General features: G+C 67.4%; 17 protein-coding genes. 9 read left to right on the top strand and 8 right to left on the bottom strand.

Annotated features, from left to right (window positions below; translation table 11 throughout):
- Nucleotides 1-36 precede the first annotated feature (36 nt).
- A complete protein-coding gene (gene trxA / locus J2X65_RS16785) occupies nucleotides 37-357 on the top strand; it encodes a thioredoxin (RefSeq protein ID WP_310203074.1) in 321 nt (106 codons plus the stop codon).
- A 142-nt stretch (nucleotides 358-499) separates the two neighbouring features.
- On the opposite strand, the gene J2X65_RS16780 is transcribed toward trxA, so the two are convergent.
- Nucleotides 500-1,123 (bottom strand): 2,3-bisphosphoglycerate-dependent phosphoglycerate mutase, encoded by a 624-nt coding sequence (locus tag J2X65_RS16780; RefSeq protein ID WP_310203072.1) that lies wholly within the window; start codon nucleotides 1,121-1,123, stop codon nucleotides 500-502.
- Between the two features lie 67 nt (nucleotides 1,124-1,190).
- On the bottom strand, nucleotides 1,191-2,015 hold the full coding sequence (gene dapB / locus J2X65_RS16775) for a 4-hydroxy-tetrahydrodipicolinate reductase (protein ID WP_404977736.1): 825 nt from the start codon (nucleotides 2,013-2,015) through the stop codon (nucleotides 1,191-1,193).
- A 328-nt stretch (nucleotides 2,016-2,343) separates the two neighbouring features.
- Here dapB and J2X65_RS16770 point away from each other — a divergent pair, with 328 nt between their 5' ends.
- The 8 genes from J2X65_RS16770 (at nucleotide 2,344) to J2X65_RS16735 (ending at nucleotide 8,793) form a co-directional block, all read left to right on the top strand.
- Nucleotides 2,344-4,104 carry an acetolactate synthase 3 large subunit gene (locus J2X65_RS16770; protein WP_310203068.1) on the top strand — a complete coding sequence of 587 codons (1,761 nt, stop codon included), beginning with the start codon at nucleotides 2,344-2,346 and terminating at the stop codon, nucleotides 4,102-4,104.
- Between the two features lie 108 nt (nucleotides 4,105-4,212).
- Nucleotides 4,213-4,731 (top strand): acetolactate synthase small subunit, encoded by a 519-nt coding sequence (gene ilvN, locus J2X65_RS16765; protein WP_213365406.1) that lies wholly within the window; start codon nucleotides 4,213-4,215, stop codon nucleotides 4,729-4,731.
- Between the two features lie 93 nt (nucleotides 4,732-4,824).
- Nucleotides 4,825-5,772, top strand: coding sequence for a DMT family transporter (locus J2X65_RS16760; RefSeq protein ID WP_310203064.1), 948 nt, complete (start codon nucleotides 4,825-4,827; stop codon nucleotides 5,770-5,772).
- A gap of 86 nt (nucleotides 5,773-5,858) precedes the next feature.
- A complete protein-coding gene (locus J2X65_RS16755) occupies nucleotides 5,859-6,521 on the top strand; it encodes a TetR/AcrR family transcriptional regulator C-terminal domain-containing protein (protein WP_310203062.1) in 663 nt (220 codons plus the stop codon).
- 14 nt (nucleotides 6,522-6,535) lie between these two features.
- Nucleotides 6,536-7,555: a ketol-acid reductoisomerase gene (ilvC, locus tag J2X65_RS16750; RefSeq protein ID WP_310203061.1), complete on the top strand. Its 1,020-nt coding sequence runs from the start codon at nucleotides 6,536-6,538 to the stop codon at nucleotides 7,553-7,555.
- 121 nt (nucleotides 7,556-7,676) lie between these two features.
- A complete protein-coding gene (locus J2X65_RS16745) occupies nucleotides 7,677-7,970 on the top strand; it encodes a BrnT family toxin (RefSeq protein WP_310203059.1) in 294 nt (97 codons plus the stop codon).
- On the top strand, nucleotides 7,939-8,148 hold the full coding sequence (locus tag J2X65_RS16740) for a hypothetical protein (RefSeq protein ID WP_310203057.1): 210 nt from the start codon (nucleotides 7,939-7,941) through the stop codon (nucleotides 8,146-8,148). The genes J2X65_RS16745 and J2X65_RS16740 overlap by 32 nt, the downstream gene beginning before the upstream one ends.
- A gap of 135 nt (nucleotides 8,149-8,283) precedes the next feature.
- Entirely contained in the window at nucleotides 8,284-8,793 is a 510-nt protein-coding gene (locus J2X65_RS16735) for a DUF2165 domain-containing protein (protein ID WP_310203056.1), read from the top strand.
- Nucleotides 8,794-8,810: 17 nt separating this feature from the next.
- Here J2X65_RS16735 and J2X65_RS16730 read toward each other — a convergent pair whose 3' ends face one another.
- From J2X65_RS16730 to J2X65_RS16705, 6 genes are all read right to left on the bottom strand, one after another.
- Nucleotides 8,811-9,335: a DedA family protein gene (locus J2X65_RS16730; RefSeq protein WP_404977739.1), complete on the bottom strand. Its 525-nt coding sequence runs from the start codon at nucleotides 9,333-9,335 to the stop codon at nucleotides 8,811-8,813.
- A gap of 12 nt (nucleotides 9,336-9,347) precedes the next feature.
- Nucleotides 9,348-10,637, bottom strand: coding sequence for an FAD-binding oxidoreductase (locus J2X65_RS16725; protein WP_310203052.1), 1,290 nt, complete (start codon nucleotides 10,635-10,637; stop codon nucleotides 9,348-9,350).
- 6 nt (nucleotides 10,638-10,643) lie between these two features.
- Nucleotides 10,644-12,536, bottom strand: coding sequence for a DNA mismatch repair endonuclease MutL (gene mutL / locus J2X65_RS16720; protein ID WP_310203049.1), 1,893 nt, complete (start codon nucleotides 12,534-12,536; stop codon nucleotides 10,644-10,646).
- A gap of 123 nt (nucleotides 12,537-12,659) precedes the next feature.
- On the bottom strand, nucleotides 12,660-13,298 hold the full coding sequence (locus J2X65_RS16715; RefSeq protein WP_310203047.1) for a dual specificity protein phosphatase family protein: 639 nt from the start codon (nucleotides 13,296-13,298) through the stop codon (nucleotides 12,660-12,662).
- Between the two features lie 85 nt (nucleotides 13,299-13,383).
- On the bottom strand, nucleotides 13,384-14,202 hold the full coding sequence (locus J2X65_RS16710) for an ABC transporter permease subunit (protein ID WP_310203045.1): 819 nt from the start codon (nucleotides 14,200-14,202) through the stop codon (nucleotides 13,384-13,386).
- Entirely contained in the window at nucleotides 14,203-15,108 is a 906-nt protein-coding gene (locus J2X65_RS16705) for an ABC transporter permease subunit (RefSeq protein ID WP_310203043.1), read from the bottom strand.
- Between the last annotated feature and the right edge of the window lie 6 nt (nucleotides 15,109-15,114).

Raw genomic sequence — 15,114 nt, 5'->3', positions numbered from 1 at the left:
CATTTCCCCTTCCGGGGATTCGCGAAAGGTAGCGCCATGGGCGTCGAAAAAGTGTCGGACCAGTCGTTTGAGTCCGATGTGATCAAGTCCTCCGAGCCGGTTCTGGTCGATTTCTGGGCCGAGTGGTGCGGTCCGTGCCGCATGGTCGCCCCGGTGCTCGACGAAGTTGCCGGCGAGATGGGCGACAAGCTGAAGATCGTGAAGCTCAACGTCGACGAAAATCCGGCCGTCGCGTCCAAATACGGCATCATGTCGATTCCGACCCTGCTGCTGTTTAAGGACGGCCAGCTCGCCGCCCGCCAGGTCGGCGCCGCCCCCAAGGCGAAGCTGGTGCAGTGGATCAACAGCGCGATCTGATCGCGCCGGCATTTTCCGCCAAACACACCCCGGAGCGGCCCCGCCGTTCCGGGGTTTTCTTTGGGCGCCGGCGAGGGTCGCGCCAGCAAAAAACCGGACGGGGCGCCCCCGTCCGGCTTTTTCGCCGGGATGTGGTGTCGGCTCAGCCGGCGAGGTCTATCTTGCTCTCGACGGTGGAATCCGCCTTCAGCCGGTAGATCACCGGGGCGCCGGTGGCGAGTTCACGCTTCATGATGCTCTCCGGCGTGTGGTTCTCCAGCACCATGATCAGCGCCCGCAGCGAATTGCCGTGCGCCGCCACCAGCACCCGGTTGCCCTGCAGCACCTTGGGCAGGATCTGCGTCACGTAATAGGGCAGGGTGCGCGCCACGGTGTCCTTCAGGCTCTCGCCGCCCGGCGGCGGCACGTCATAGGAGCGGCGCCAGACATGCACCTGCTCCTCGCCCCATTTCGCGCGGGCGTCGTCCTTGTTGAGGCCGGAGAGGTCGCCATAGTCGCGCTCGTTCAGCGCGATGTCGCGGGTGATCGGCAGGTCGGTCTGGCCGAGTTCGGCCAAAGCGAGGTCGAGGGTCTTCTGCGCCCGCGAAAGCGCGGAGGTGAAGGCGAGGTCGAACCGGTAGCCTTCCGCCTTCAGCCGCTGCCCGGCCCGCTTCGCCTCCTCGACGCCGAGGGGCGTGAGGTCCGGGTCGCGCCAGCCTGTGAACAGGTTCTTCAGGTTCCATTCGCTCTGGCCGTGGCGGACAAGCACGAGAAGGCGTTCGGACATCGGGCGTTTCTCCGGGTTGGGGGGACGGCGTGAGCGGGCTGATGCGGCGGTGCGCGGGTGGAATGGCCTAGAAATCCGTGAGGTCGAGCACGTCGCGCATGGAATAGAGGCCGGGCTTGCGGCCACGCGCCCAGCGCGCCGCCGTCAGCGCGCCGCGGGCGAAGATCATGCGATCCTCCGCCTTGTGGGCGAGCTCGATACGCTCGCCCGGTCCGGCGAAGATGACGCTGTGATCGCCGACCACGGTACCGCCGCGCAGCGTGGCGAAGCCGATGTCGCCGGTCCGGCGCGCGCCGGTGTGGCCGTGACGCGTGAACACGCCCTCGGTCTCGAGCGCGACGCCGCGCCCTTCGGCGGCGGCGTTGCCGAGCAGCAGCGCGGTGCCGGAAGGGGCATCGATCTTGCGGTTATGGTGCATTTCGACGATTTCGATGTCGAAATCCTCGTTCAGCGTGCGCGCGGTGCGCTTGACCAGCGCCGCCAGCAGATTGACGCCGAGGCTCATATTGCCGGACTTGACGATGGTGGCGTGCCGGGCGGCGGCCTCGATCCTCGCCTCGTCCTCGACCGAGCAGCCGGTGGTGCCGATGACATGGACGATGCGCGCCTGCGCCGCCAGCGCCGCGAAGGCGACGCTCGCCGCCGGCACGGTGAAGTCGATCACGCCTTCCGCCTTGGCGAACAGCGGCAGCGCGTCGTCGGTCACCTCGACGCCGAGCTTGCCCAGGCCGGCGAGCGCGCCGGCATCGCGACCGAGATTGTCGCTGCCCGGCGGCTCGATCGCCCCGACGAGCACCAGATCGGGAGCCTCGCTCACCGCCTTGATCAGCGCGCGGCCCATGCGCCCGCCGGCGCCGACGATGACCAGCCGCATCTGCGACATATGAGCCACTCCTTCACATTGTGCCCTGCGGTATAGCGGCCGGACATCGCCACGAAAAGTGCTTGTTCGCACGTCATTCTGCCTCAAACGGCGTTGTCGCTTGACGCGCGCGCCGCAGGGCTGTAGAGGTCGCGCAACTTTACGAAGGAGTGGCGCCGGCATGCGCAACAATATTATCCTTATCGTAGGACGGCGCGTCGCCGCGAAGGGAGCCTGACGGCACCTTCGCCCAACGGTGACGCGCGTTAACAGGGCCCCGGACGGGGCCTTTTGATTTTCCGGGGTGGGACCGGGCAAAGCCAGACGCAAAGCAAGACGCAGCAACGAGGTGACGACCATGATGCGCGAGATGACCGGCGCCGAAATGGTGATGCAGGCCCTGATCGATCAGGGCGTCGAACATATGTTCGGCTATCCCGGCGGCGCGGTGCTGCCGATCTATGATGCGATGTTCCACCAGAACCAGGTGCGCCACGTCCTCGTGCGCCACGAGCAGGGCGCGGTGCACATGGCGGAGGGCTATGCCCGCTCCTCCGGCAAGGTCGGCGTCGTTCTCGTCACCTCCGGTCCCGGCGCCACCAATGCGGTGACCGGGCTCACCGACGCGCTGCTCGACTCGATCCCGGTGGTCTGCATCACCGGCCAGGTGCCGACGCATCTGATCGGCTCGGACGCCTTCCAGGAGTGCGACACGGTCGGCATCACCCGTCCGTGCACGAAGCACAATTACCTGGTCCGCGACGTCAACGATCTCGCCCGCGTGCTGCACGAGGCGTTCTATGTGGCGCAGAACGGCCGGCCCGGCCCGGTGGTGGTCGATATTCCGAAGGACGTGCAGTTCGCCAAGGGCGTCTATGTCGGCCCGGAGAACATCCAGCACAAGACCTACCAGCCGAAGCTGAAGGGCGACGACGAAAAGATCCGCGCCGCGGTCGAACTGCTGGCCAAGGCCAAGCGGCCGGTGTTCTACACCGGCGGCGGCGTGATCAATTCCGGACCGGAGGCCAGCCGCCTGCTGCGCGAATTCGCCCGGCTGTCCGGCTATCCGGTCACCTCGACGCTGATGGGTCTGGGAGCCTTCCCGGCCTCCGACAAGCAGTGGCTCGGCATGCTCGGCATGCACGGCACCTACGAGGCCAACATGGCGATGCATGATTGCGACGTCATGGTCTGCGTCGGCGCGCGCTTCGACGACCGCATCACCGGCCGCATCGACGCCTTCTCGCCGGGCTCGAAGAAGATCCACATCGACATCGATCCCTCCTCGATCAACAAGAACGTCAAGGTCGACATACCCATCATCGGCGACGTCAAGCATGTCCTCGAGGACATGCTCGCCTGCTGGCGGGCGATCAAGGCCGAGCCGGACCGCAAGGCGCTCGCTTCCTGGTGGGGGCAGATCGACCGCTGGCGCGCCCGCAAGTCGCTGGCGTTCCAGAACTCCAGCGAGCTCATCAAGCCGCAATTCGCCATCCAGCGGCTTTATGAGGCTGTGAAGGAGAAGGACGTCTACATCACCACCGAGGTCGGCCAGCACCAGATGTGGGCCGCCCAGCACTTCCCCTTCGAGGAGCCCAACCGCTGGATGACCTCCGGCGGCCTCGGCACCATGGGCTACGGCCTGCCCGCCGCCATCGGCGCGCAGGTGGCGCATCCGAACAGCCTCGTCATCGACATCGCCGGCGAGGCCTCGATCCAAATGTGCCTGCAGGAGCTCTCGACCGCGCTGCAGTTCAACCTGCCGGTGAAGATCTTCGTGCTGAACAACGAATATATGGGCATGGTCCGCCAGTGGCAGGATCTGCTGCATGGCGGGCGCTACTCGCACAGCTACTCGGAATCGCTGCCCGACTTCGTGAAGCTGGCCGAGGCTTATGGCGGGGTGGGCATTCGCTGCGCGCGGCCGGGCGACCTCGACGGCGCCATCCAGGAGATGATCAATGTCGACCGGCCGGTGCTGTTCGACTGCCTGGTCGACAAGATGGAAAACGTGCTGCCGATGATCCCGTCGGGCAAGCCGCACAACGAGATGATCATGCCCGATCATCCCGAAGCGCTGGACGACGCGATCAGCGAGGAAGGCAAGATGCTGGTGTGACGCCGCGACGGCCGTTCCGTCCTACCGGCTTTTCTTCCCTCTCCCCGTCGGGGAGAGGGCCTGCCGCTCCATCGATCCGTTGCTTTCCATTTGCTTTCCGAGCACCCCATGCCCCCCGTCAATCATGAAGCCCCCGAGCGTCACACGCTCTCCCTGCTGGTCGACAACGAGCCGGGCGTCCTCGCCCGCATCGTCGGCCTGTTCTCCGGTCGCGGCTACAACATCGACAGCCTCACCGTCTCCGAGGTGAGCCACGATTCCCGGCGCTCGCGCATCACCGTGGTCACTACCGGCGCGCCGATGATCATCGAGCAGATCAAGAGCCAGCTCGACCGGCTGGTGCCGGTCCACCGCGTCGTCGACCTCACCGTCACCGGCAAGGCGGTGGAGCGCGAGCTGGCCCTCATCAAGGTGCGCGGCAAGGGCGAGATCCGCCAGGAGGCGCTGCTGATCGCCGACAGCTTCCGGGCACGGACGGTCGACACCACGCTGGAGAGCTTCGTGTTCGAGATCACCGGCAAGCCGGAAAAGATCGACCAGTTCGTCTCGCTGCTGGAGCCGCTCGGCCTGGTCGAGGTCTCGCGCACCGGCGTCGCCGCCATTGGCCGCGGCCCGGACGCCATGTGAGGATGCCGTCGCCGGCACGAATCGGAGCCGGTGGCGGGATCTTGCGCAACATGATGATGACTGCCGGGAACGAACAGCCGGGAAGCGGCGGCGATGAGTGAGAGCGCGGTCGGCGCTCCCGCCATCGGCCACCCGCGCAAGCCGCTCTGGCTGCAGGCGGCGCCGGTCATCTTTCTGCTGCTGTGGTCCGGCGGCTTTGCCGTCGCCAAGATCGGCATTCTCTACACCGGCCCCTTCACGCTGCTGGCGCTGCGCTACGGCATCGTGCTGCTGATCCTGTTGCCGCTGATCGCCTGGTTCCGGCCGCCCCTGCCGCGCAGCCCGCGCGTCTATCTTCATCTCGCGGTGATCGGAGTCCTGATCCAGGGACTCTATTTCAACTTCAGCTATTTCGCCTTTCGCTTCGGCATCTCCGCCGGGGCGTTGTCGCTGATCGTCTCGCTCCAGCCCATCGTGGTCGGGCTGGCCGCTCCGCTTCTCGCCGGCGAGCGGGTGGGAGCGAAACGGTGGGGCGGGCTGCTGCTTGGCCTCGCCGGAGCGGCGTTGGTGATCGCCTCGCGCGCCTCGATCGAAGTCGCCGCGCCGGGCGTCGTGCTTCTGGCGGTCGGGGCGCTGCTCGCCATGTGCGGCGGGGCGCTTTACGAGAAGCGGTTCGGCAGCCCGCAGCATCCGCTCATCGCCAATGGCGTGCAATATGCGGTGGGCTTTCTCTGCACCCTGCCGCTCGCCCTCCTCATGGAGGATGGCCATGTGGTCTGGTCCGGCCCCTTCATCGCCGCGCTGGCCTATCTCGTCATCGGCAACTCGCTGATCGCGATCTCGCTCTATCTCGCGATGATCCGGGCCGGCGAGGTCTCGCGCGTGTCGGCGCTGTTCTTCCTGGTCCCGCCGTGCTCGGCGCTGCTCGCCTGGGGGCTGCTGGGAGAGGCGATGCCTCCGCTCGCCTGGGCCGGCATGGCGCTGGCGGCGGCCGGTGTCGGGCTCGCCTCGGTCACCCGCGCGCGCTGGAAGAGTTTCCGGTTTGGAGGGCCGCGCCGGTAAGGCGATCCGTTCCGAGAAACGCGCTTGCGGGGCGGGAATTCCTGGGATAGGAGAACCGTAACGTACGGTACGGATTTTTCCAGAACATGGCGACACCCCCCGACCAGAGCGGCGACGAGCTGACGGCCCGGCAGCAGGCGGTGCTGGACGCGGTGTTGGCGCTGATGGTCGAGCAGGGCGGCGACGTTACCATGACCGCCGTCGCCCGCCGGGCCTCCTGCTCCAAGGAGAGCCTCTACAAATGGTTCGGCGACCGTGACGGGCTGCTCACCGCCACGGTGCGCTGGCAGGCCTCCCGGGTGCGGGCCGGCAATTACGACCGCACCAGGCTCGACGCCCTGGCCCTGCGCGACAGCCTGATCCGCTTCGCCGCCAACTGGCTGAGCGTGATCTCCAGCCCGACCTCGATCGCGCTCAACCGTTTCGCCATCGCCCAGGCCAGCGCGCGGGGCGGCAATCTCGGCGCCATCATGCTGGCGAATGGCCGCTTTGCCATTGGCGAACGGCTGAAGCCGGTGCTCGATGCCGGGCGCGAGGCCGGGCTGCTCGCCTTCGACGATACCGAGACCGCCTTTCGCAGCTTCCTCGGCCTGGTCGGCCGCGATGTGCAGATCCGTCTGCTGCTCGGCGACGCCCTCGAGGTCGTCGCGCCGGAGATCGAGCGCGACGCCGCCCGCGCTACCGACCAGTTCCTCGCCCTCTACGGCACGGCCGCCACGGCCGCCGGCCGCAACCAGACCAACGCGTGACACAGGAGACACCCATGCGCGTTTATTACGATCGCGATGCCGACCTCAACCTGATCAAGGGCAAGAAGGTCGCCATCATCGGCTATGGCTCGCAGGGGCGCGCCCACGCGCTGAACCTGAAGGATTCCGGCGCCAAGGAGATCGCCATCGGCCTGAAGCCGGGCTCGGCGACCGCCAAGAAGGTCGAGGCCGACGGGCTGAAGGTGCTCACCGTCGCCGAGGCCGCCAAATGGGCCGACCTGATGATGATGGCCACCCCGGACGAGTTGCAGGCCGACATCTATCGCGACGAGATCGCCCCGAACATCCGCGACGGCGCCGCCATCGCCTTCGCCCACGGTCTCAACGTGCATTTCGGCCTGATCGAGCCGAAGAAGACCGTCGACGTGCTGATGATCGCCCCCAAGGGTCCCGGCCACACCGTGCGTGGCGAGTATGAGAAGGGCGGCGGCGTGCCCTGCCTCGTCGCCGTGCATCAGGACGCCTCGGGCAACGCGCTCGACCTCGGCCTGTCCTATGCGTCCGGCGTCGGCGGCGGCCGCTCGGGCATCATCGAGACCACGTTCAAGGAAGAGTGCGAGACCGACCTGTTCGGCGAGCAGGTGGTGCTGTGCGGCGGCCTCGTCGAGCTGATCCGCGCCGGTTTCGAGACGCTGGTGGAAGCCGGCTACGCGCCGGAGATGGCCTATTTCGAGTGCCTCCACGAGGTGAAGCTGATCGTCGACCTCATCTATGAGGGCGGCATCGCCAACATGAACTACTCGATCTCCAACACCGCCGAGTGGGGCGAATACGTCTCCGGCCCGCGCATCATCACCGCCGAGACCAAGGAGGAGATGAAGCGGGTGTTGAAGGACATCCAGACCGGCAAGTTCACCTCGGAGTGGATGCAGGAATATCGCGCCGGCGCCGCCCGCTTCAAGGGCATCCGCCGCATGAACGACAGCCACCAGATCGAGCAGGTCGGCGAGAAGCTGCGTGGCATGATGCCGTGGATCGGCAAGAACAAGCTGGTCGACAAGGCGAAGAACTGAGGTCAAGCGGGATTCCGCTTTCCACAGCCCGTCCACAGGGAAGTGGGGCAGTTATCCCCAGGGCCTCCGTCCTTACTTGAGGCCTCCGCTATAATACCGTCAACGGTTTGCGGAGGCCCCGATGGGCGAGGCCGACGACTTCGAGTGGGATGACGACAAGGACGCGGCGAACCGCGCCAAGCACGGTTTGCCGCTTGCCTTCGGTATGTTCGTTTTCGACGGCAGGCCGCGTTTTGAACGCGCATCGCCTAAAATTGTCGCGGGCGAGGGGCGAACCGAGGCGATGGCCGATTTAACCGGGCGTGTTATACTCTGCGTCTTCGTATGGAGAGGGCGCCGGCGTCGATTGATTTCGGTTCGGCGGGCGCATCGGAGTGAACGACGTGCCTTCGAGGAAGCAATTCGAGGAATCTGAACGGCTGCTGCGTGGCTTCGACTGGTCGAAGGTCGATGCGATGACGGACGAGCAGATCATCGAGGCGGCCAAGGCCGATCCGGACAGTTCGCTTCCCACGGACGCTGAGCTCGCCGAGTTCGACCTCGTCATACCCGCCAAGAGCCGCCGGAAGCCGCCGAAGGAAGCCGCCGAATAGCGGCCGTTCTCACTGCTCCAATCACCGGTCTGTCCAGAACATCATCGCCGCCGCGCCAGTGCTCCACTGTGCCCGCTGCCATGCTATGGCCATGCCGGCGGGCATCGCGTTCGTCGGCGCCACCGGAGGGGCACCATGATCGTCGTTCGGCTGACCAAGAGCTTCATGGTGGCGGCGCTGGCGGGCTTCGCGCTGCTGGTCGCCTATAACAATGTGGCGGACTGGGGAGCGAACTATGTCTTCGTCCAGCACGTCCTCAGCATGGACACCACCTTTCCCGGCAATCCGCTTATCGGTCGCGCGATCACCGATCCGGCACTGTGGCGTACCGCCTATGTCGCGATTATCGCTGCCGAGGCGGTCGTCGGCATCGTGCTGGGGAGCGCGGCGCTCCGCATGCTGCTGGCCCTGCGCGACGAGGATCGCTTCGCTGGCGCCAAGACCTGGGCGGTGGCCGGCGTCGGTCTCGGCTTCGCGTTGTGGTTCTTCGGCTTCATGGTGGTCGGCGGCGAATATTTCCAGATGTGGCAGTCCAGCACCTGGAACGGGCAGGAATCGGCCTTCCGCTTCTACATGACGATGCTGGCGGTGGTGATCTTCGTCAGCCTGCCGGAGCCGGATCAGGGGACCGCTTCCCTACGCTGAGGCGCGCCGGGCGGGCCTCACCCGCCGCTCCAGAACTTCATCACCGCCGCGCCCGGCGCCAGCAGCACGAAGGCCCACAGCATCGCCGAGGCGATGTTGGCCATCTGGAAGATGAGCTGCGGCATGGCGAACATGCCGGCCACCAGCGGGATCACCGCCCGGATCGGCCCGAAGAAGCGGCCGATGAACACGCTCCATGAGCCGTAGCGGTGGAAGAAGCGCTCGCCGCGCTCCAGCATTTGCGGGTGGCGGGTGAACGGCCACAGCCGGCGGGTGTGTTCCTTCAAATGGAAGCCGACCCAGTAGGATACCGCGTCGCCGAGCGCCGCCCCCGCCGCCGCCGCCGCCCAGACCGGCAATAGCGCGATGCCGCCCGCCTCGATGAGGGCGCCGATGCCGATGAGGATGAAGGTCGCCGGCACCAGCAGCGAGATCACCGCCAGCGATTCGCCGAAGGCGAGGGCGAAGACTATATAGGGCGCGAGATGCGCATGCGTCTCGACAAAGGCCAGCGCGTCGTGCGCCCAGCTTTCGAAATTCAGCAACCGATATCCTCACAGCCTGTCGCGCAGGGCGTAGTAGCTCAGCCCCGCCGCCAGCAGCGGCCAGCGCATCAGCGGGCCGCCGGGAAAGGCAGGCACCGGCAGTTTTTCCAAAAGGTCGAACCGCCCGAGCTGGCCGGCCACCGCCTCGGCGAGGATCTTGCCGAAATAGGGCGCCAGCATAACGCCCTGGCCGGAATAGCCGGCGGCGGTCAGCACCTTCGGCGAGAGCCGCCGCACGAAGGGCATGCGGGTCATGGTGATGCCGAGAATGCCGCCCCAGCCATAGTCGATGCGCACATCGGCGAGCTGCGGGAATATCTTCAGCATGTAGGGCCGCACGAAGGCGCCGGGATTGGCGCGCAGCCGCCGCGTATAGCTCTCGCCACCGCCGAACAGCAGCCGTCCATCCTCGCTGAGGCGGTAATAATTGATGACGAAGCGGCTGTCGGCCACCGCCGCGTCATTGGTGATAACGCTCTTCGCCCGCGCCCCGAGCGGCTCGGTGGCGGCGATGTAGTTGGCGATCGGCATCACATGGCGGTCGACGCGAGCGTCGAGCCCGTCCTGCAGCCCGTCGCCGCATTCGAGCACCCATTCCGCCTCGACCAGGCCGTCGCGGGTCGCCACCTTCACCCGCCCGTTCTCCTCGATCCGCCGGGCCCGCGAGTGCTCGTAGAGCCGGGCCCCGGCCGTCACCGCGGCGCGGGCGATGCCGAGGGCGAGGTTGAGCGGGTGCAGATGCCCGCCGTCACGGTCGATCACCCCGCCATGATAGGCATCGGTGCCGACGAGTTCCCGCAGTTCCTCGCGCGACAGCGGGTCGACATGCGGATAGCCGTAGACGTCGGCGAGCTTGCGGGCATAGGCGTGCGAATGCGCGACATAGCCCGGCTTGTGGTCGGCCATGATCAGCCCCCGGCGCGGGGCGCAATCGATGGCGTGGCGGGCGATCAGCGCATGGAGATCGGCCTTGGCGTCCTCGGCGAGGCGCCACAGCGCCTTCGCCATGTCGAGCCCGACCTTGTCCTCCAGCCAGTCCTGGTCGCGGCGCTGGCCGGTGTGGATCTGGCCGCCATTGCGGCCGGAGGCGCCGGAGCCGATCTTCGCCGCTTCCAGCACCACCACGTCGAGCCCGGCCTGGGCGAGATGCAGGGCGGCGGAGAGCCCGGTATAGCCGCCGCCGATCACGCAGACATCGGCGCGTACCGTGCCCTTGAGCGGCGGAAAGGCGGGGAAGGGCGTTGCCGTGGCGGCGTACCAGCTGGTGGGATGGCCGTTTTCGGTCAGGGCGTCACTCAAGATCCATCACCGTCGCGCGAACAGTTTTTCGACATCGGCCAGCGACAGCGTCACGAAGGTGGGCCGCCCGTGATTGCACTGGCCGGCATTGGGGGTGCGTTCCATCTCGCGCAGCAGGGCGTTCATCTCCTCGGGCCGCAGCCGGCGGCCGGCGCGCACCGAACCATGGCAGGCCATCGTGGCGGCGACATGAAGCAGCCGCCGCTCCAGCGGCAGGTCATCGTCCCACTCCGCGGCATGCTCGGCAAGCTCGCGGATGAGCGCGGGGACATCGGCCTCGCCGATCAGCGCCGGCACTTCGCGCACCAGCAGCGCTCCCGGCCCGAACGGCTCGACCACCAGGCCGAAGCGCGCCAGCGCCTCGGTGCGCTCGGCGAGCCGTGCCGCCTCGGAAGGATCGAGATCGACCACCAGCGGCACCAGCAGCATCTGCCGGGCGAGGCCGTCGCGCTCGATCGCCGCCTTGAGCTTCTCGTAGACGATGCGCTCATGCGCGGCGTGCTGGTCGACGATGACCACGCCGTCCTGCGTCTGTGCGACGATGTAGGTCTCGTGCAACTGCGCACGGGCGGCGCCGAGCGGCCGGTCGATGGCGTCGGCCTGCGCCGGGGCCTGATGGGCGCGGGCATCGGCGGCGGGAGCGAGATCGAGGCCGAGCCCCATCCCCATCCCGGATTCGCCTGCATGTTCCGGCGCCGTGAATGCGTCCCGCTGTTCCGGCGCGGCGAAGCCATCCGGCGCCGCCGGCGCCTCCCTGCCCTCCGGCCGGGCCCAGGATTGCCGCCAGTCCGAGGGTGGCGCGGATCGCCGCCAGTCGAGCCCGTCCATCGGCACGCGGAAGGGGGCCGCGCCCGGCCGCGCCAGCCCGGCGAGCCGATCGGCGGCGGTGGTGGCGGTGCGCGGCACCCCGGCGGTGAGCGCGTCGGTGAGGGTGCGCACGATCAGCGCGCGGATATTGCCGGCGTCGCGGAAGCGCACCTCGGTCTTGGCCGGGTGGACGTTGACGTCGACGCCCTCCGGGTCGACCTCGAGGAACAGCACCGTCACCGGATGGCGGTCGGAGGGCAGAAGGTCGGAATAGGCGGCGCGGATGGCGCCGATCAGCACCTTGTCGCGCACCGGGCGACCGTTGACGAACAGATATTGCGACAGCGAGTTGGCCTTGGAATAGGTCGGCAGGCCGGCGAGGCCGAACAGGAGCGCGCCCTCGCGCATGCCCTCGATGTCGAGGGCGTTCCGCGCCACCTCATGGCCGAGCACGTCGGCAATGCGCGCCCGCCGGCCCGCCGCATCGGCGCTGCGCGCCGGCCAGGTGACCGGCGCACGCTCGTCCGCCACCACGGTGAAGGCGACCTCGGGGCGGGCCAGCGCGAGGCGCCGCACCGCATCGACGGCGGCGGCGGTCTCGGCGCGCTCGGATTTGAGGAATTTCAGCCGCGCCGGGGTGGCGAAGAACAGGTCGCGCACCTCCACCCGCGTGCCCGGCCCGAGCGCCGCCGGCCGCACCTCGCCCTTCACGCCGGCCTCGACGCGGATCTCGTGCGCGCTCGCCGCCCCCGCCGGGCGCGAGAGGATGGCGAGCCGCGCCACCGCGCCGATCGAGGGCAGCGCCTCGCCGCGAAAGCCGAGGGTGGCGATGGACATCAGGTCCTCGGCATCGAGCTTGGAGGTGGCATGGCGCTCGACGCACAGCGCCAGATCCGCGGCGCTCATGCCGCATCCGTCGTCGGTCACCCGCATCAGCCGGCGCCCGCCGCCGTCGATGACGATCTCGATGCGCGTCGCTCCGGCGTCGAGGGCGTTCTCGACGATCTCCTTCAGCGCCGCGGCCGGGCGCTCCACCACCTCGCCGGCGGCGATGCGGTCGACCAGCGTGGAAGGGAGCAGGCGCAGCGGCATGGGACGACTTGGTTGCAGATGACGGGTGGATCGAGGCGGAAACGCCGATTCGAGCCGGGTCAGCCTACACCGTCGCGCCCCCGCGCGCGCCCCGCCTGCCGTCACGGGGCTGTGGGCGGCGGTTCACGAATTGGGAAAGCCGAGCCAGGGCTCGATGCGCTCGAAGGTCTCGTCCATCGCCCAGGCCGGGAAGAAGGGGATGGGGAAATGGCCGTAGAACAGCGACAGCTGCCATTCCGCCGCTTCCTCGCCTTCCTTGGCAATGGCGGCGACATAGAGCGCCGAGGCGATGCCGGAGCGGTCGGAGCCGCCTTTGCAGTGCACGAGGATGGGTTTGGGCGCGTCGCGCATGATGGCGATCAGCTGCTCGACCTCCTTCTGCGTCAGCTCGCGCCCGGCGGAGAGGCCGAAATCGATATGGGTGAGGCCCAGCTTCTCGCTCTCAGCCACCTCGTCCCTGTACCAGGGATGGTTGGAGGCGCCGCGCAGGTTGATCACCGTCTTGATGCCGTAGTCCCGCTGGATGCCGGCGAGCTGGTCGGCGTTCACCTGGCCGGCGCGGTAGAGCTCTCCGGCGACCACGGTGTGGAAATTGCCGATGAGCTGCTCGATGCCGAGATAGACGCCGATCAGCAGCACCACTATGCCCAGTGTCTGGGTGCAGCGCCGCAGCAGGCGGGGCGGGCGGCTCGCCCGGCGGGGCACGGCTATGCCGTCCGCTGCGGTCTCGCCGGCGGCACTGAGGAGGTTGGTCTGGCTCATGGGCGGAGGCTCGGATGGCGGGAAGTCCACGGCAGGAAACGGCCGCGCGATGGTAACCATTCCTTCCGCGCAATCGTGTCGGAATTCAGCCCGCCGCCGCCAGTCGCTCTGCCTTCTGCCGCTCGACTTCCTGCCGCTTGGTGATGATCGAGGCTATCACCACCACCACGGTGACGATGGCGATGAGAATGGTGCAGGCGGCATTGATTTCCGGCGTCACCCCGAGGCGCACTTGGCTGTAGATGCGCATCGGCAGGGTGGTGGCGCCGGGCCCGGTGGTGAAGCTGGCGATGACCAGGTCGTCGAGCGACAGGGTGAAGGCCAGCATCCAGCCGGAAATCACCGCCGGCAGGATGATCGGCAGCGTCACCACGAAGAAGGTCTTGAAGGGCGGGCAGCCGAGGTCGAGCGCCGCTTCCTCCAGCGACCGGTCGAAGGTGACGAGCCGCGACTGCACCACCACCGAGACGAAGCACATGGTGAAGGTGATGTGGGCCAGCGTGATGGTCCAGAAGCCGCGGTCGAAATTGACCGCCACGAACAGCAGCAGCAGCGACAGGCCGGTGATCACCTCCGGCATCACCAGCGGGGCGTAGACCATGCCGGAGAACAGCATGCGGCCGCCGAAACGGCCGTAACGGGTCAGGGCGATCGCCGCCAGGGTGCCGAGCACGGTGGCGATGCTCGCCGAGAGGAAGGCGACCCGCAGCGTCACCCAGGCGGCATCGAGCAGCTGCTGGTTTTGGAACAGCTTCCAGTACCACTCGACCGAGAAGCCCGCCCACACGGTGACCAGCCGCGAGGCGTTGAAGGAATAGATCACCAGCAGCACGATCGGCAGATAAAGGAAGGTGAAGCCGAGCACGATCGAGGTGGTGTTGAACCAGGAGAGCCCCTTGCGCATCTAGCGGCCCTCCATCTCTTTGGCCTGGACGTTCTGGTAGAAGACGATCGGCACCACCAGCACCAGGAGCAGCAGCACCGCCACCGCCGAGGAGACGGTCCAGGAGCGGTTCACCGAGAACTCGGTCCACAGCACCTTGCCGATCATCATGGTGTCGGAGCCGCCCAAGAGGTCGGGGATGACGAATTCGCCCACCGCCGGGATGAAGCACAGCAGGCAGCCGGCGAGCACGCCGGGCAGCGACAGCGGCCAGGTGATCTTCCAGAAGGCGGCGATCGGCGGGCAGCCGAGATCGGCGGCGGCTTCCAGCAGCGTCTCGTCCATCTTCTCCAGCGTCGAATAGAGTGGCAGGATCATGAAGGGCAGGTAGGAATAGACGATGCCGATATAGACCGCGGTATCGGTGGCGAGGATCTGCAGCGGCTCGTCGATCAGCCCCAGCGCGAACAGCAGCTGGTTGAGCAGCCCCTCCGGCGACAGGATGCCGATCCAGGCATAGACGCGGATCAGGAACGAGGTCCAGAACGGCAGGATCACCAGCATCAGCAGCGTCGGGCGGACCGATTTCGGCGCCCGCGCCATGCCATAGGCGATCGGGTAGCCGACTATCAGCAGCAGCAGCGTCGAGATGCCGGCGATCCAGAGGCTGGAGCCATAGGCCTCGATGAACTCGTTGTCCCAGGAAAGCACATAGGCGTAATTGTCGAAGCTGAGCTGGCTGAACGCCTCCTTGAAGGCGTCCCAGCCGGCGGCGAGGTCGAACACCGGCTCATAGGGCGGCTGGGCGATGGCGTCCTGCGAGAGGCTGATCTTGAAGACGATCAGGAACGGGACGAGAAACAGAACCAGCAGCCAGAGATAGGGGACGGCGACGACCATCCAGCGTCCCGGGGCTTTCGCGGCCATGCCCGC

Origin of the sequence: Ancylobacter sp. 3268, assembly GCF_031456575.1 — a bacterium.
GTDB lineage: Bacteria > Pseudomonadota > Alphaproteobacteria > Rhizobiales > Xanthobacteraceae > Ancylobacter.
The sequence above is the reverse complement of the archived record's forward strand: the minus strand, read 5'-3'. Positions and strand labels throughout refer to the sequence as shown.

What these genes read in the sequence shown, in the direction of transcription:
- trxA (WP_310203074.1), top strand. Translation starts at nt 37, where the DNA reads ATGGGCGTCGAAAAAGTGTCGGACCAGTCGTTTGAGTCCGATGTGATC.
- J2X65_RS16780 (WP_310203072.1), bottom strand. Translation starts at nt 1,123, where the DNA reads ATGTCCGAACGCCTTCTCGTGCTTGTCCGCCACGGCCAGAGCGAATGG.
- J2X65_RS16770 (WP_310203068.1), top strand. Translation starts at nt 2,344, where the DNA reads ATGATGCGCGAGATGACCGGCGCCGAAATGGTGATGCAGGCCCTGATC.
- ilvN (WP_213365406.1), top strand. Translation starts at nt 4,213, where the DNA reads ATGCCCCCCGTCAATCATGAAGCCCCCGAGCGTCACACGCTCTCCCTG.
- J2X65_RS16760 (WP_310203064.1), top strand. Translation starts at nt 4,825, where the DNA reads ATGAGTGAGAGCGCGGTCGGCGCTCCCGCCATCGGCCACCCGCGCAAG.
- J2X65_RS16755 (WP_310203062.1), top strand. Translation starts at nt 5,859, where the DNA reads ATGGCGACACCCCCCGACCAGAGCGGCGACGAGCTGACGGCCCGGCAG.
- ilvC (WP_310203061.1), top strand. Translation starts at nt 6,536, where the DNA reads ATGCGCGTTTATTACGATCGCGATGCCGACCTCAACCTGATCAAGGGC.
- J2X65_RS16745 (WP_310203059.1), top strand. Translation starts at nt 7,677, where the DNA reads ATGGGCGAGGCCGACGACTTCGAGTGGGATGACGACAAGGACGCGGCG.
- J2X65_RS16735 (WP_310203056.1), top strand. Translation starts at nt 8,284, where the DNA reads ATGATCGTCGTTCGGCTGACCAAGAGCTTCATGGTGGCGGCGCTGGCG.
- mutL (WP_310203049.1), bottom strand. Translation starts at nt 12,536, where the DNA reads ATGCCGCTGCGCCTGCTCCCTTCCACGCTGGTCGACCGCATCGCCGCC.
- J2X65_RS16715 (WP_310203047.1), bottom strand. Translation starts at nt 13,298, where the DNA reads ATGAGCCAGACCAACCTCCTCAGTGCCGCCGGCGAGACCGCAGCGGAC.
- J2X65_RS16710 (WP_310203045.1), bottom strand. Translation starts at nt 14,202, where the DNA reads ATGCGCAAGGGGCTCTCCTGGTTCAACACCACCTCGATCGTGCTCGGC.
- J2X65_RS16705 (WP_310203043.1), bottom strand. Translation starts at nt 15,108, where the DNA reads ATGGCCGCGAAAGCCCCGGGACGCTGGATGGTCGTCGCCGTCCCCTAT.